This is a genomic window from Nocardiopsis sp. NPDC049922 (assembly GCF_040660275.1).
GTDB lineage: Bacteria > Actinomycetota > Actinomycetes > Streptosporangiales > Streptosporangiaceae > Nocardiopsis.
Genome location: NZ_JBFAME010000016.1, coordinates 48,882 through 63,087, shown reverse-complemented (window position 1 = coordinate 63,087; position 14,206 = coordinate 48,882). Strand labels below are relative to the sequence as shown.

Annotated in this window: 13 protein-coding genes; 5 read left to right on the top strand and 8 right to left on the bottom strand. The window is 73.9% G+C overall.

All coding sequences use genetic code 11. From position 1 onward, the window contains the following. Positions 1-303: 303 nt before the first annotated feature. From ugpC to AB0I72_RS23930, 3 genes are all read left to right on the top strand, one after another. On the top strand, positions 304-1,521 hold the full coding sequence (ugpC, locus tag AB0I72_RS23940) for a sn-glycerol-3-phosphate ABC transporter ATP-binding protein UgpC (protein ID WP_358572396.1): 1,218 nt from the start codon (positions 304-306) through the stop codon (positions 1,519-1,521). A 256-nt stretch (positions 1,522-1,777) separates the two neighbouring features. Then, on the top strand, positions 1,778-3,883 hold the full coding sequence (locus AB0I72_RS23935; protein ID WP_358572538.1) for a prolyl oligopeptidase family serine peptidase: 2,106 nt from the start codon (positions 1,778-1,780) through the stop codon (positions 3,881-3,883). Between the two features lie 233 nt (positions 3,884-4,116). Next, positions 4,117-5,319 carry a cupin domain-containing protein gene (locus AB0I72_RS23930; RefSeq protein WP_358572394.1) on the top strand — a complete coding sequence of 401 codons (1,203 nt, stop codon included), beginning with the start codon at positions 4,117-4,119 and terminating at the stop codon, positions 5,317-5,319. On the opposite strand, the gene AB0I72_RS23925 is transcribed toward AB0I72_RS23930, so the two are convergent. Next, positions 5,316-6,089, bottom strand: coding sequence for a TetR/AcrR family transcriptional regulator C-terminal domain-containing protein (locus AB0I72_RS23925; RefSeq protein WP_358572393.1), 774 nt, complete (start codon positions 6,087-6,089; stop codon positions 5,316-5,318). The genes AB0I72_RS23930 and AB0I72_RS23925 overlap by 4 nt on opposite strands. A gap of 146 nt (positions 6,090-6,235) precedes the next feature. Between AB0I72_RS23925 and AB0I72_RS23920 the strand changes: the two genes are divergently transcribed. Together AB0I72_RS23920 and AB0I72_RS23915 are read left to right on the top strand one after the other, a co-directional pair. Beyond that, on the top strand, positions 6,236-6,967 hold the full coding sequence (locus AB0I72_RS23920; protein ID WP_358572391.1) for a DUF2306 domain-containing protein: 732 nt from the start codon (positions 6,236-6,238) through the stop codon (positions 6,965-6,967). Between the two features lie 199 nt (positions 6,968-7,166). Next, entirely contained in the window at positions 7,167-8,027 is an 861-nt protein-coding gene (locus AB0I72_RS23915; protein WP_358572389.1) for a (2Fe-2S)-binding protein, read from the top strand. A 29-nt stretch (positions 8,028-8,056) separates the two neighbouring features. On the opposite strand, the gene AB0I72_RS23910 is transcribed toward AB0I72_RS23915, so the two are convergent. The 7 genes from AB0I72_RS23910 to AB0I72_RS23880 all read right to left on the bottom strand — a co-directional run bounded on the left by AB0I72_RS23910 (position 8,057) and on the right by AB0I72_RS23880 (position 14,206). Then, entirely contained in the window at positions 8,057-8,899 is an 843-nt protein-coding gene (locus AB0I72_RS23910; RefSeq protein ID WP_358572388.1) for a DUF4352 domain-containing protein, read from the bottom strand. Positions 8,900-9,045: 146 nt separating this feature from the next. Further along, the gene (locus tag AB0I72_RS23905) at positions 9,046-10,347 is read right to left on the bottom strand and encodes an MFS transporter (RefSeq protein WP_358572386.1); all 1,302 of its coding nucleotides are present in this window, start codon (positions 10,345-10,347) and stop codon (positions 9,046-9,048) included. A gap of 50 nt (positions 10,348-10,397) precedes the next feature. After that, complete coding sequence (locus AB0I72_RS23900; protein ID WP_358572384.1) at positions 10,398-10,637, bottom strand: hypothetical protein; 240 nt, start codon at positions 10,635-10,637, stop codon at positions 10,398-10,400. Positions 10,638-10,817: 180 nt separating this feature from the next. After that, on the bottom strand, positions 10,818-11,222 hold the full coding sequence (gene panD / locus AB0I72_RS23895) for an aspartate 1-decarboxylase (protein WP_358572382.1): 405 nt from the start codon (positions 11,220-11,222) through the stop codon (positions 10,818-10,820). 31 nt (positions 11,223-11,253) lie between these two features. Beyond that, entirely contained in the window at positions 11,254-12,303 is a 1,050-nt protein-coding gene (locus AB0I72_RS23890) for a carbohydrate kinase (RefSeq protein ID WP_358572380.1), read from the bottom strand. Continuing rightward, the gene (locus AB0I72_RS23885; RefSeq protein ID WP_358572378.1) at positions 12,300-13,160 is read right to left on the bottom strand and encodes an ATP-binding cassette domain-containing protein; all 861 of its coding nucleotides are present in this window, start codon (positions 13,158-13,160) and stop codon (positions 12,300-12,302) included. Before AB0I72_RS23885 ends, AB0I72_RS23890 begins: the two co-directional genes overlap by 4 nt. Further along, a complete protein-coding gene (locus tag AB0I72_RS23880) occupies positions 13,157-14,206 on the bottom strand; it encodes an ABC transporter permease (protein WP_358572376.1) in 1,050 nt (349 codons plus the stop codon). The genes AB0I72_RS23885 and AB0I72_RS23880 overlap by 4 nt, the downstream gene beginning before the upstream one ends.

The following is a 14,206-nucleotide window of genomic DNA, read 5'->3' as shown; positions in this document are numbered from 1 at the left end:
GACTCCCCGACCCGATGCCTCAACCCGGATGCCGTGTCGTGGGGACCGCACCGAGGCCGCGTGGGGAGAGCGTGATGAACCGTCGGACAGGCTAACGCACCTGAGGCCGCCACGCCAGCTGGACTGGACGGGTTTGTGACTGACCGCAATCTGATCGTTCCACGGCGCGCTCTGGACATTTCAATCAGAATCGTGTCTCATGTGATCAGTAAGTCTTCCTGTTTCGATCAACTTCGAAAGCACACAGGGTGTCGCGGATCTCCCGGAAGATCCCCCCACCACGACCCAGCGCGGGAGCTGACCATGGCCGAGATCGTCCTCGAGGGCGTCGACAAGATCTACGGCGGCGGTGTGAAGGCCGTCGACGACCTGAACCTGCGGATCGAGGACGGCGAGTTCATGGTGCTCGTCGGCCCCTCCGGCTGCGGCAAGTCCACCGCGCTGCGGATGATCGCCGGTCTGGAGGAGATCTCGGGCGGGACGCTGGTGATCGGCGACGAGATCGTCAACGACCGGCCGCCCAAGGACCGCGACATCGCGATGGTCTTCCAGAACTACGCGCTCTACCCCCACATGACGGTCGAGCAGAACCTCGCCTTCGGCCTCAAGCTGCGCAAGGTCGCCAAGTCCGAGATCGCCCGCCGCGTCAAGGAGGCGGCCGAGATGCTCGGGCTGGAGCCCTACCTCAAGCGCAAGCCGGGCATGCTCTCCGGCGGTCAGCGCCAGCGCGTGGCCATGGGCCGCGCGATCGTGCGCGAGCCCCGCGCCTTCCTCATGGACGAGCCGCTGTCCAACCTCGACGCCAAGCTCCGCGTCCAGATGCGCGCCTCCCTCAACCAGCTCCACGAGCGGCTGGGCGTCACCACCGTCTACGTCACCCACGACCAGGTCGAGGCGATGACCCTCGGCAGCCGCGTCGCGGTCCTGCGCGAGGGCCGCCTCCAGCAGGTCGACACCCCCAAGCGGCTCTTCGACGCCCCCGTCAACCTGTTCGTGGCCGGGTTCATCGGCTCGCCCGCGATGAACTTCGTCGACGCCGAGATCAGCGCCGACGGCGACGGCGCCGTGCTCGCCTTCGCCGACCACGAGCTTCCGGTCTCCGCCGCCCTGCTGGAGTCGCGCCCGGCCCTGCGCGAGTACCTCGGCAAGCGGATCATCCTGGGCATCCGCCCCTCCGACTTCAACGACGCCGAGTTCGACGGCAACGGCGACCCGACCATCCGGGTCACCGTGAACGTCACCGAGGAGCTCGGCACCGAGATCAACGTGATCTTCGCCGTGGACGCCCCGCCGGTCCGCCACGAGGACGCCGCCGCGCTGGCCAGGGACGCCGCAGGCGACGGCGACGAGGTCGGCGACTCGCTGCCGCTGAGCCAGAACCGCACCCAGTTCACCGCGCGCGTCAGCCCCCGCAGCCAGGTGCGCCCCGGCAGCGAGATCAGCCTGTCGGTGGACGTCAGCCAGCTGCACTTCTTCGACCACGAGAGCGGCCTGGCGATCGGCCACCCCGACAACGCCTGAGGCTGTGCTTGATTTGGGCCTCCGCTTCGCTTCGGCCCGTGTTCGGGCGCCCCAAGGCCAGGGATGCTTCCTCCTCGGCTTCGCCTGACGCTCGTTCCTCGCTAGCGGCTCGCCTCGTCGTGCAGCACCCTGGCGGCGCCCGAACCTCAAAGCTCGCTCTGGGCCTCCGCCAAACCTGACCGGCGGGCCACACTCACGTGCCCGTCGGTCAGGGAGGTGTTCCTTGACCGTCGCCTCGGAGCGCACCAACGATGTGATGGTGCGTCACCGAGCCCCCGGATTCGCCTTCGCGCACGACCCCCCCAAGGTCGTGGACACCCTGCACGGCCGCCCCGTGCCCGACCCCTACCGCTGGCTGGAGGACCCCGACTCCCCCGCCACCCGGCACTGGCTGGCCGAGCGGTCCCGCGAGTTCGAGCGCGAGGCCGCCACGTGGCCGCTGCGCGGGCCCCTGGCCGAGCGCATCCGCGCGCTCGTGCGCACCGAGCTGTGGACGCCGCCCCGGCACCGGCCCGGGACGCTGTTCGCCACCGTGCGCGACCCCGACGCCGAACACCCGCGCCTGGTGGCCGTGCCCGAGCACGGCGGGCCCGCGCGGACGGTGTTCGACCCGGCCGCCGAGGACCCCACCGGGCGCACCACCCTGGACGCCTGGGAGCCCAGCCCCGACGGGGCCCTGGTCGCCGTCCAGACCTCCTCCGGGGGCGTGGAGCGCGGCGGGCTGCGCGTGCTGGACACCGCCTCCGGAGCCGCGGTCGGACCACCGGTGACCGGGGTGCGCTACTCGCACGTGGCGTGGGTCCCGGACGGGGAGCCCGCCTTCTGCTACGTCCGCCGCGACGGGGCCCGGGGCGTGCGCGGCGTCTGGCTGCGCCGCGTCGCCGACGGCGCGGAGGCGCTCGTACACGCCTGCACCGCGCCCGCCACCGTCCCGGGCGTCCGCGTCCTGGGCGACCGCTGGCTCCTGGTCACCGAGAGCCACGGCACCGGCCACCGCACCGACCTGTGGCTCGCCGACCTGGCCGCGCGCCCCGCCGGCCGGGGCCCGGACCCGCACGGCGTCGCGCTCCACCCGGTGCAGGTCGGCCCCGAGGCCGAGACCGAGGCGCGCCTGGGTCCGGACGGCGTCCTCTACCTGCGCACCACGCTCGGCGCGCCGCGACGCCGTCTGTGCGCGGTCGCCCCCGAGGACCCCGGGGTCGAGCACTGGCGCGAGGTCGTGCCGGAGGACGACGGCGCCACCCTGGACGCCTTCACCCCCTACGCGGGCCCGGACGGCCCGGCGCTGCTGGTCGTGCGCACCCGGCTGGGGATCAGCGAGGCGACCCTGCACGACGCCCGCTCCGGCGCGCGCGTGGGCACCGTCGACCTGCCCGGCGAGGGGATGGTCTCCGCCCCCGAGCCCTGCCCCGACGGCACCGTCCACCTGGCCTACGCCGACGTCGCCACCCAGCAGCGCGTGCTGCGGCTCGCCCCGGGCGACCCGCGGCCCCGCCCCTGGCCGGACCAGGCCGCCGAGCCCCCGGACCCGCCCGAGATCGCGCGCGCCGTCCTGTGGTGCCGCTCGCCGGACGGCACGCGGGTCCCGATCACCGTCTTCTCCCGCGCCGGGGACACGCGCGTCCCCGCGCCCGGTCCGACGCTCCTGCACGCCTACGGCGGGTTCGGCCGCCCCCGCCAGTTCGGGTTCAGCGCGACCGTCCTGGCCTGGCTGCTGGCGGGCGGGCGCTACGCCGTGGCGCACGTGCGCGGCGGCGGCGACGCCGGACGCGACTGGCACCTGCGGGGATCGGGCCGCGACAAGCCGCGCGCGGTGGACGACCTGGTCGCGGCCGCCGACGCCCTCGTGGACGCGGGACTGTGCGCCCGCCGCCACCTGTGCCTGTCGGGCGGTTCGGCGGGCGGGCTGCTCGTCCTGGCCGCCGCCACGGCCCGCCCGGACCTGTGCGCCGCGGTCATCGCCTCCGCGCCGCTGGCCGACATGGCCCGCTTCGAGCGGCTGGGCCTGGGCCGGATGTGGACCCGGGAGTTCGGCACCGCCGCCGACCCCGACGACTTCGCGGCGCTGATGTCCTACTCCCCCTACCACCGGGCCCTGGACCACGCCGTCCGCGCGCCCGGCCAGACCCTCCCCAGCGTCCTGCTCACCGGCTTCCACGGTGACACCCGCACCGACGCCGCCCACCCGCGCAAGATGTGCGCGGCGCTGCGCGCGGCCGGGCGGGACCAGGGACGCGCATCGGTCCTGCTGCGGTACGAGCGCGACGTGGGGCACGGCCCGCGCGCGGTCAGCCGGGCGGTGGGGCTGGCCGCCGACGCGCACGCGTTCGCGGCCCACCGGACGGGGCTGACCGCGCCCTGAGGCGCGGGACGGCCCCCGCACGGAAGAAAGTGGACAACGGCACACGGAAAGCGAGGTGCGAGATGGATCCGATCGAGGTCGAGGTCGAGGACCTGGCGGAGGTGACCTCCCGCGACACCACCGCGGGCGGCGACAGTGACGGTACCGACTCCAGCTCCGACTTCATCTGACCCCCGTCCCGCCCGGTCCCGCGCCCGTGCGCGGGGCCGGGCGGCCCCATGGAAGGGACACCCGTGACCGATCCCGGCCACCTGTTCACGCGCACCCTGTGCGACGCCCTCGGCGACGCCCCCCTCCTGCCCCGCCTGTCGGAGGAGTTCGTCCACGCCGACCTGGGCGCGGACACCGTGCGCTCCCTGCTGACCTTCGACGACCTCAACCACATGCTCGCGACGTGCGCGCCCGAGCCGCCGCGCCTGCGCCTGCACCGGGACGGCGCCCCCGTTCCGGTCGACCGTTACACCGACCATGCGACCTCGTCCCGCTCCGCGCGCCGGGTGGTGCGGCCCGAGGCGCTCTACTCCGAACTGCGGGGCGGGGCGAGTCTGGTCCTGGACAGCATCGACCGCATGCACCCGCCGATCGCCGCGGCCGCCGACGACCTCATGCGCCTGGTGCGGGAGAAGGTGCAGGCCAACCTGTACCTGATCTGGGGCGAGTCGCGCGGTTTCGACACCCACTGGGACGACCACGACACGCTGATCGTGCAGATCGAGGGCACCAAGCACTGGCGGGTGCACGGGCCCGGGTCGCGCCCGCACCCCATGAAGAACGACACCGACCACGCCCACACGCCGCCGCGCGACGCCGACGGGGAGCCGCACGTGGTGTGGGAGGGCGTGCTCTCCCCCGGCCAGGTCATCCACGTGCCCCGCGGCTGGTGGCACACGGTCACCGGCACGGGCGGGGTGAGCATGCACCTGACCTTCGGGTTCACCCGCGCCACGGGGGTGGACTGGGCCGAGGCGCTGGTGCGGCGGCTGTTCGACGAGGACCTGTTCCGGCGGGACCTGCCGCGGTTCGCCGACGCCGACACCCGGCGCAAGCACCGGCACGAGCTGGTCGCCCGGCTGGTGGAGGTGGCCGAGGAGGGCGACCTGGACGCCTTCCTGGCCGGACGCGACGCCCGGTTCCCCCGGCGCACGTCGTTCTCGCTGCCGTGGCCGGTCGAGGACGAGCCGCCCGGGCCCGACGCGCGCGTGGAGTTCGTGCCGATCCTGCCGCCGCCGCTGACCCGTGAGGGCGACCGGGTGTCGGTCACCGTGTCCGGCCGCCGCTACCGTCTCCCGGCCTCCGTCGAGCCGCTGCTGGCGGCGCTGGCCGAGCACCGGGCGCTGACGGTGTCCGAGCTGGCCGAGCGGGCGGGTGTGGACGCCGCCGAGGCGGCCCGGACGGTCGCCGCGCTGACCCGGCACCAGCTGGTGCTCGTGCGTTAGGGCGTGTCGCCACCGGCGACGGCGGTCGTCCGGTGGCGCTCGACGTACAGCTCGACGCCGTCCAGGATCCGCTCCAGGGAGAAGGCCATGTCCTCGGTCGGGGTCGTGGCCTCCCCCGTGTCGGGGGCCGCCATGACCCCCTCCTCCAGCATCGCCGCGATGGTGGGGAAGCGCTCCGGCGCGACCACCCGGCTCAGGCTGAGGGCGTGGGCGCGCTCGCGCTCGGCGAGGGTGCTGCCCGCGGCCTCGGCCGCCCGCCGCATGTCGAACTCGATGCGGCAGGTGTCGCGGACCACGCTGGAGATCGTCATGAGGACCTGGACGGCGTCCGCCGTGCCCAGCCCCGACCGCACCAGCTCGCGCAGTCCGGCCTCCATCCACCGGAGTCCGTTCGGGCCGAGCGGCGGCCCGAACACGGCCGCGAAGACCACCCAGGGGTGGCGGCCGTAGACCTCGCGGCACCCGGCCACCCACTCCCCGATTCCCGCGCGCCAGTCCCCGTCGGCGCGGGGTTCGGGCGGGTCCTGCGCCATGGCGGCGTCGACCATGAGGACGAGCAGGTCCTCCTTGCTGTCCACGTGGCGGTACAGCGACATGGTGGTGAAGCCCAGCTCTCCGGCCACCCGCTGCATGGACACGCCCTCCAGGCCCTCGGCGTCGGCCACGGCCACGGCGGCCCGGATGACCGCCTCCCGGCTGAGCTTGGGTTTGGGGCCGCGTCTGGCGGTCCCGCGCAGCCCCCACAAGAGCTCGATCTCCCGTGTCGTCATGCCGGTCTCCGGCCGTCGCTCGCCCATGTCCCACCAGTCGTCGTGTGTGCGCTCGACCCCATCCTAAATACGTGTATGCTCTACACTAATTCGTGTATGTGATACACGATTTGAGTCCGCAGCGCCCCCGACCTCGGAGACCAGGCATGACGCACCCCACCACCGCCCCGACCCCGGCCCCACCCGACAGACGGACCCCGCCGCCCCGGCGGTCCTGGTGGCGCCGCCCCTGGATCGCCCCGCTCGCCCTCCTCAGCGTGGCCTTCGTGGCCTTCTCCGTGCCCCCGTACACGACCCTCGACCCGGGCCAGGCCCGCCTGCCCGTCCACGACGACCTCGCCTGGCACTACCCGGTCCTAGTGACGCACATCTTCGCCGGAGCCCTGCTCACCCTGCTCGCGCCCCTCCAGGTGTGGCCGTGGCTGCGCCGCCGCCACCCGGCCGTCCACCGCTGGAGCGGAAGGGCCTACGTCCTGGTCGGCGTCCCGCTCGTCGGCGTCCCCGGGCTGCTCCTCGGCCCGCTCAGCTCCACCGGTCCCGACACCCGGATCAGCAACACCCTCTGGGCGGTCCTGTGGCTGACCTGCACCGCCCTGGGCTACCTGGCGGCCCGCCGACGCGACTTCGCCCGCCACCGGGAGTGGATGCTGCGCAGCTTCGTACTGCTCTACGGGGTCGCGCTCAACCGGATCGTCCTCGTGCTCCTGGCCCTGCTCATGCTGCCCTGGCTGCACAGCGGCTTCGGGGGAGACGTCGAGGCGATGATCCTGTCCGTGGCCGCCTCCAGCAGCTACCTGAGCTGGGTCCTGCCGCTGATCGCCGTCGAGTGGTGGCTCGCGTACCGCACCCCGCGTCGGCTCCGCACGCCCGTGCGCTGAACCCCCACGGAACCGGACGCACCCGGTCGGACCTGCGCTTTCTCCCGCTCCGGGTGCGCCGCGACACTCACCCGAACCATTGCCGTCGCGTCGCGCATTAGGGTAGCCTCACTTAATGAGGCGCATCCCGTCCCCGGAGGGAACTGCGACCGCTCCCCCGGACGTGACGGCTCCATGCGACGAAGGGCAGGTTCCAGCGGTGACTCCAGATCCGCTAGAGGCACTGCGTGACGCGTGTGCACCACTGAAGTTCGCGCCGCTGCCCGACCTCGTCACCACCGGCGTCCCCGAGCGGCTCTCCCACGGGGACACCCAGTGGCACCGCGCGGACCTCCTGGTCGCCGACGGCTGGCTCCCGGTCCTGCACGACAAGCTGCGCACCGAGCACGGCCCCGGCCACCGGCTCCCCGCCGCCACCAACTTCCTCCGCGTGACCCTGCGCGAACCGATCTTCCTCGTCTCCGCCTCCCTGTACCTGACCGGTCGGGCCCCTCTGCTCACCCCGCAGACCCTGTACCTGCCCTGGGACACGGCCCTGTCGCGCTTCGCCACCCCCGCGGTCGCGGGCGCGCGCTGGGTGGTCCTGCCCGACGACCCCGCCGCCGGCCGCCCGGACACGGTGGTCGCCCGCGACCGCGACGAACAGCTGCGCCTGGCGGCCGAGGGCGTCGTCAGCGCCTTCGGGCCGCTGCTGTCGGCCCTGCACGCCCACTCGCGCGCGGGTCTGCGCACCCTGTGGGGCTGGGTCGTCGACACCCTGCACTTCTACATGCTCAACCCGGCCCGCTACCTGGGCCGCGACGCCCGCGAGGCCTGGGAGCTGGCCACGCGGCTCTGCGACGCGGTGGTCGAGGCGGGCGCGGTCACCCGCCGACGCCCGCGCCTGTTCCCCTTCGCCCCGGAGAACCCGCGCGGCACCTGGGCGGTCCGGGGCACCTGCTGCTTCGACTACAAGGGCGACCCCGAGCACGGCTTCTGCACCACGTGCCCGCTCAAGTGCGACGCCGAACGCCGGGAGGACCTGTCCGAGTGGCTGCGCGACCCCGCGCTGGCCCCCTGACCGGCCCTGCCCGTCCCGCCCCGGTCACCTCACTCCTGGCTCACGGGCACCTCCACCGGCCCGTGGTAGAAGGGGTCGAACACGATGTGCTCCACCTGGACGTCCCCGCGCACGGTGATCGTCCCGGTCGCCGTCTCCCCCGGACTGACCTCCTGGACGTCCAGCTCGTTGTCGTCCATGGCGATGGCGACCTCGTGCTCGACGCCCTCGGTGTCCACCACGGTGAAGTAGAGCGGGTTGATGTCGATGTCGTCCTCACCGTCGTTGGTGACGGACACCTCCACACTCGTGAACTCGCCCTCGATGTAGAGCGGGCTGGGCTCGAACTCGACCACCCTCGCGGTGATCTCCTCGGTCACGGCCTCGTCCGCGGGGGTCTCCTCCGGCTCGCCCACCTCCGGCCGGTCGGGGGCGAAGCCGTCACCGCCCGCCGCGACCAGCAGGAGCGCCGTGCACCCGCCCAGGAGGAGCAGGAGCAGCAGCAGGATCCCGCAGCCGATGCCGATGATCTTGCCCCAGGGCGTGGGCTTGGGCGGCGGCGGACCGTAGCCGCCGAACTGCGGCGTCGCCCACCCCGGGCCCGGCGGCGGCGGGCCCGCCGGGAAACTGCCCGCCCCGGCCCCGGCCATGTCCGTCTCGCCGTACCCGGGCGCGTATCCCGCGTGCTCGAACCCGGCCTGCGCCCGACCGCTGGGGCCCTCCGAGGGTTCGCCGGTGACGGGTTCGGGGGGCGCTCCGGTGGGGTGCTCGCCGGGCGCGAACCCCCCGGGACCGGGCTCCTCCGGCTTCGCTCCGGAGGGCCCCTCACCGCCCTCGGCCGGGTGGGGCCCCGGCCGCCCCTTCGGCCCCTCCTCGGGCTCTCGGTCGGTCATGAGCACACCCCTCGTCCAGCCGCGTCCGCGCCCGCCGGGGCCGGCGGGCGCCTTCCGAACTGCACCGTAACCGCGAGGACCCCCGCGCACAGGGCGCTACCAGGGCGTTTCCGGTAAAGGTCCGGCCGAGTTTTCGACGTGGCCGCTCAGACCGCGGAGACGTCCCCGCCCCGGCGGGCCGCGAGCACGCGCACCGCGAGCACCACGACCGGGAGGGTGAACAGCGCGGCGAACAGGTTGAGGCCGCCGAAACCGGCCTGGGTGAGCACGACGCCCGACACCGCGCCCGCCGACGCGCCGCCCAGGTTCATCAGCAGGTCGCTCAGGCCCTGCACCCGCGGACGCGCCTCGTCGGACACCGACTCGGCCAGCAGCGTCGACCCGGCCACCAGGCCGAACGACCACCCCACGCCGAGCAGCACCAGGCCGAGCGTCACCCGCACCTCGTCGTGTCCGGCGGTCCCGGCGATCGCCACGGACGCCAGCAGCACGCCCTGTCCGGCCAGCAGCACGGGCGCCCGGCCGACGCGGTCGGTGAGCCAGCCCACGAGCGGGGAGAGCGCGTACATGCCGGCGATGTGCAGCGAGATCGTCAGTCCGACGACCGTCAGCGCGGCCCCGTGGTGGGACATGTGCACGGGCGTCATCGTCATGACCGCGACCATGACGGTGTGGCTGGCCACGATCCCGACGATCGCCAGCACGGCCCGGGGGCTGCGTCGGACCTCGGCCAACCCCGCCAGCGGGGACCGCCGGACCGGGGCCGCGTCGGGGACGCCGGCGTCGGCGTCGTCCCGCCCCGCGGCGCCGACCAGCAGCGGGTCGGGGCGCAGCAGCAGGAAGGTCAGGGCCGCGCCGAGGACGAAACCGGCGGTGGTGAACAGCACCGGGCCGAGCAGTTCGGGCAGACCGACCACGGCGGCCACGCGCCCGCCGACGCCGACGAGGTTCGGGCCCAGCACGGCGCCGACGGTCGTCGCCCACACCACGATCGACAGGTCGCGGCCCCGGTTGTCCTCACCGGCCAGGTCGGCGGCGGCGTGCCTGGCCTGGAGGTTGGTGGCGGTCCCCGCGCCGATGAGCACCATGCCGACCAGGAACGGGACGAACCACTCCAGGACGGTGGCCGCGATGACCACGGAGCTGCCCACACCGCCCAGGGCCCACCCGAACGCCAGCCCGGGACGGCGTCCGCGCCGCGCGGCGATCGAGGCCAGCGGCAGCGCGAACACGGCCGCGCCCAGCGTGATCATCGTGGTGGCGATGCCCGACCAGGCGTCCGAACCCGTCAGGTCCCGGGCGATGAGGGCGCCCACGGCCAGCATGGCGCCCATGCCGACGCCGCCGACGACCTGCGTGAGCATGAGGGTCAGGACGGTGCGGCGCTGCAGGCGGGCGCGCTGGTCCTCCGTGAGCCCCCGACCACTCCGCGTGGATTGCACGACCACGAGGCCCACCCTTCGATTCGTCCCGACAACGGATGAATCGTAGACCTTCGTCACCTGCGGCCGTAGCGCCACCTGAGGTAACCGTGCTCACGTTCCACCGAGCGCATCTGCGCGTACAGCGTGTGAGGGTCGCGCGCGCTGATCACCACGCCCTCCTCGGGCACGACCGGCCAGCAGGCGTAGGCCCAGAAGCAACGGGTGTAGCGGCCCCACACGACCACCCACGCGCCCTGCTTCTGCCACTCGACGTGCTCGGCGACCCGGCGCCGCTCCTCGTCCGCGCTGTCCATGCCGGTAGGGGACATACCCGCGCTCGGGGGCGGGCGAGCAGGCCGGATCCGGCCAACGCACGACCGCCGCCCACCGCCCGCCCCGAACGGCGCCTCGGGCGCGGCACCGCCTCGTGCGGACGCCGCCGCCGTGCGCGTGCGCGTCCGGCGGCGGCGGTTCGGTCCTGGGGACCGGGAGGGTCAGCGCCCGGAGACGAGTTCGCTCCCGGGGACCGGCTCGGCCGGGTCGTCGCCCAGCGCCACGATCCGGTTGTCGCGGTCCACGTGCACGATGTGCTGGACGTGCTCGGCCCGCTCCGCCTCGCTGAGCTGGGCGTAGGAGATGATGATGACCAGGTCGCCGGGGCTGACCAGGCGCGCCGCCGCCCCGTTGATCCCGATCACGCCGGTGCCGCGCTCACCGGTGATCGCGTAGGTGACGAGCCGGTTGCCGTTGTCGATGTCGACGATGTGGACCTGCTCGCCGTCGACGATGTCGGCGGCGTCCATCAGGTCGGCGTCGATCGTGACCGAACCGACGTAGTGCAGGTCGGCCTGGGTGACGGTGGCGCGGTGGATCTTGCCGTTGATGAGGGTGCGCAGCACTGCTCAATCCTCGCTTCAGGTGTCTTGCGGACTACAGGCCCTGATCGGGTCCCGTGCTCCCCCCATCATGGCCGCTCGCGATCGGCGCCCCGACCACCGGGGTCCCACTAGGACACGCGACGCTCACCGCGCCCCGCGTGTTCCGTAGCAACCGCTCCACCCGGTCGCGGTCGGGGGGATCGGCGCCCTCGGCCGTGCACGCCAGCGCGGCGGCCGCGGCCGCGAACTCCAGCGCCTCCCGCGCCGCCCCCGGGCCCAGGGTGGCGAGCTCGCCCGGCCCGCCCAGGTAGCCCAGCTCCGACAGGCGGGCCAGGACGGCCGCCCCGAAGGTGTCGCCAGCGCCCACGGTGTCCCGCACCGGCACCCGCACGCCCGGGACCCGCACGCGGTCGCCCCAGTGGGCCGACAGCGCCACCGCCCCGTCGCCGCCCCGGGTGAGCAGCAGCAGGTCGAGTCCGTGCCGGACCATCCACCGCTCGGCGGCCGCGACCGGGTCGCGGCCCGGCTCCAGCCAGGCCAGGTCCTCCTCGCTCACCTTCACGACGTGGGCCGCGTCCATCCACCGCGCCGCCCAGGCGGCCACGGCGGCCCGGTCCAGCCCCACGGCCGGGCGGGCGTTGACGTCGTAGGCGACCACCACGCGTTCCCGGTGCGCCCGCGCCCACGCCAACAGGTGCCCGGCCCCCGGCTCCAGCACCGCCGCCAGGGACCCGGCGTGGATGGCCCGGGTCCCCTCGGGCGGTTCCGGCAGCTCCCGCGGGCTCCATCCCCGGTCGGCGGTCCCGTCGAGGTAGAAGGAGTACTCCGCCGCGCCGTGCTCGTCCAACCCGACCACGGCGACCGTGGAGGGCTCCTCAGCGGCCACGGCCATGCCCAGGTCCACGCCGCGTTCGGTCAGGTGGGCGCGGATCCGGCGGCCGAACGCGTCCCCCGACAGGCGGCAGAGGAGGGCCGCCCGTCCCCCCAGCCGGGCCAGGGCGACGGCCGTGTTGGCCGGGCCGCCGCCCGGCACCGCCCGCCACAGGTCCCCGCCCGGCTGGGGCACGAGGTCGACGAGGGCCTCACCGCACACCAGGATCATCGGCGGGCCCCCGGCGCCAGCGCGCCCTCGGGCAGCTCGCCGGGGTCCAGCGCACCGGTCATCACGGCGACCGCGTCGGACATCGAGCACCCGGACGGGTCGAGGGTGACGATCCGGCGGCCGAGCCGCTGGACGTGCACCCGGTCGGCGATCTCGAACACGTGCGGCATGTTGTGGCTGATGAGGATGACCGGCAGCCCGTTGTCGCGCACGCGCAGGATCAGGTCCAGCACCGCCCGGGACTCGCGCACGCCCAGCGCGGCGGTCGGTTCGTCCATGATGACGACCTTGTTCCCGAACGCCGCCGCCCGGGCCACCGCGACCGCCTGGCGCTGGCCGCCCGAGAGCGTCTCCACCGCCTGGTTGGGGTTCTGGATGGTCATGATGCCCAGGTCGGCGAGGTGGCGCGCGGCCTCGGCCCGCATGCGCGGCCGGTCGAGCATCCGCAGCACCGATCCGAGCGGTCCCGGCTTACGGAGCTCGCGGCCCAGGAACAGGTTGGTGGCGATGTCCAGGGACGGCGAGACGGCCAGGCTCTGGTGCACGGTCTCGATGCCCGCCTCCCGGGCGGCGATCGGGGTCGGCAGCCGCACGGGCGCGCCGTCGACCAGGATCTCTCCCTCGTCGGGGACGATCGCCCCGGACAGCGCCTTGATCAGGCTGGACTTGCCCGCCCCGTTGTCGCCGATCACGGCGAGGATCTCGCCGGGGTACAGCTCCAGGTCGGCCCCGGCCAGGGCGGTCACCCTGCCGTACCGTTTGACCAGGCCGCGCGCCTGGAGCACCGGCTGTGTCTGGGCGTCCGCCCTCTCCTGTGGGGGTGCGGCGGCGTCGGTCCGCGAGGTCGGCCGGCTCATCGGCGGGCCCTCCTGATCCACTGGTCGAGCGAGACGGCGAGGATCACCAGGACGCCCACCGCGAAGTTCTGCCACAGCACGTCCACACCGGCCAGGGACAGGCCGTTGCGGCACACGCCCACGATGAGCGCGCCCATGACGGTGCCGACGATCATGCCCCGGCCGCCGAAGAGGCTGGTGCCGCCGAGGACGACCGCGGTGATGCTGTCGAGGTTGTCCATGACGCCCGCCTGCGGGCTGGCCGAGGCGATCCGGCCGATGAGGATCCACGCGCCCACCGCGTAGACCAGGCCCGCGACGGCGTAGACGCTCAGCAGCACCCGGTCGACGCGGATGCCCGCCAGGCGTGCGGCCTCCCGGTCGTCGCCGGTGGCGTACACGTGCCGTCCCCACCGCGTGCGGTGCAGGGCGTAGGCCAGCACCGCGACGATGACGAGCATGAGGATGGAGCCGTAGGTGATCCGGGTGTCCCCGATGGTCACCACGCGGCCGGTCCACAGCAGCAGCGCGGACATGTCGGTGCCGCGGATCGTCTCGCTGCTGGAGATCCACAGGTTCAGCGCGAAGAAGATGTTGAGCGAGCCCAGGGTGACGATGAACGGGGGCAGCTTGACCCTGGTGACGAGGAACCCGTTGAACAGGCCGCAGGCCATGCCGCTGGCCAGGCCCACCAGCAGGACGAGCGGACCGGGCACGCCCAGGTCGGCCGAGAGGCGTCCCATGATGATGGAGCACAGCACCATGATCGATCCCACCGACAGGTCGATGCCCGCGGTGAGGATGATCAGGGTCTGCCCCAGCGCGAGGGTGCCCACGACCGCGGTCTGTTGGAGCACCAGTGACAGGTTGGCGGGCTGGAGGAAGTTCGGGCTGATCACGGCGAACGCGCAGACCGTGACCAGCAGGACGGCGGCGGGACCGAGGGTGGCCTGGGCGTGCAGGAGGCGTTGGAGCCGGTCGACCAGGCCCTGGGGGCGCACGTCGAGCTCGGCCGGGGGCGGTTCGGGGTTCGTGGAGGACACCGGGCGGGTGTTCGAGGTGGTCAC

Bases quoted from the DNA above. Each gene is read 5' to 3' on its own strand.
- ugpC (WP_358572396.1), top strand. From the start codon at position 304: ATGGCCGAGATCGTCCTCGAGGGCGTCGACAAGATCTACGGCGGCGGT.
- AB0I72_RS23925 (WP_358572393.1), bottom strand. From the start codon at position 6,089: ATGACGACACGGGAGATCGAGCTCTTGTGGGGGCTGCGCGGGACCGCC.
- AB0I72_RS23890 (WP_358572380.1), bottom strand. From the start codon at position 12,303: ATGATCCTGGTGTGCGGTGAGGCCCTCGTCGACCTCGTGCCCCAGCCG.
- AB0I72_RS23910 (WP_358572388.1), bottom strand. From the start codon at position 8,899: ATGACCGACCGAGAGCCCGAGGAGGGGCCGAAGGGGCGGCCGGGGCCC.
- AB0I72_RS23935 (WP_358572538.1), top strand. From the start codon at position 1,778: ATGGTGCGTCACCGAGCCCCCGGATTCGCCTTCGCGCACGACCCCCCC.
- AB0I72_RS23920 (WP_358572391.1), top strand. From the start codon at position 6,236: ATGACGCACCCCACCACCGCCCCGACCCCGGCCCCACCCGACAGACGG.
- AB0I72_RS23900 (WP_358572384.1), bottom strand. From the start codon at position 10,637: ATGGACAGCGCGGACGAGGAGCGGCGCCGGGTCGCCGAGCACGTCGAG.
- AB0I72_RS23885 (WP_358572378.1), bottom strand. From the start codon at position 13,160: ATGAGCCGGCCGACCTCGCGGACCGACGCCGCCGCACCCCCACAGGAG.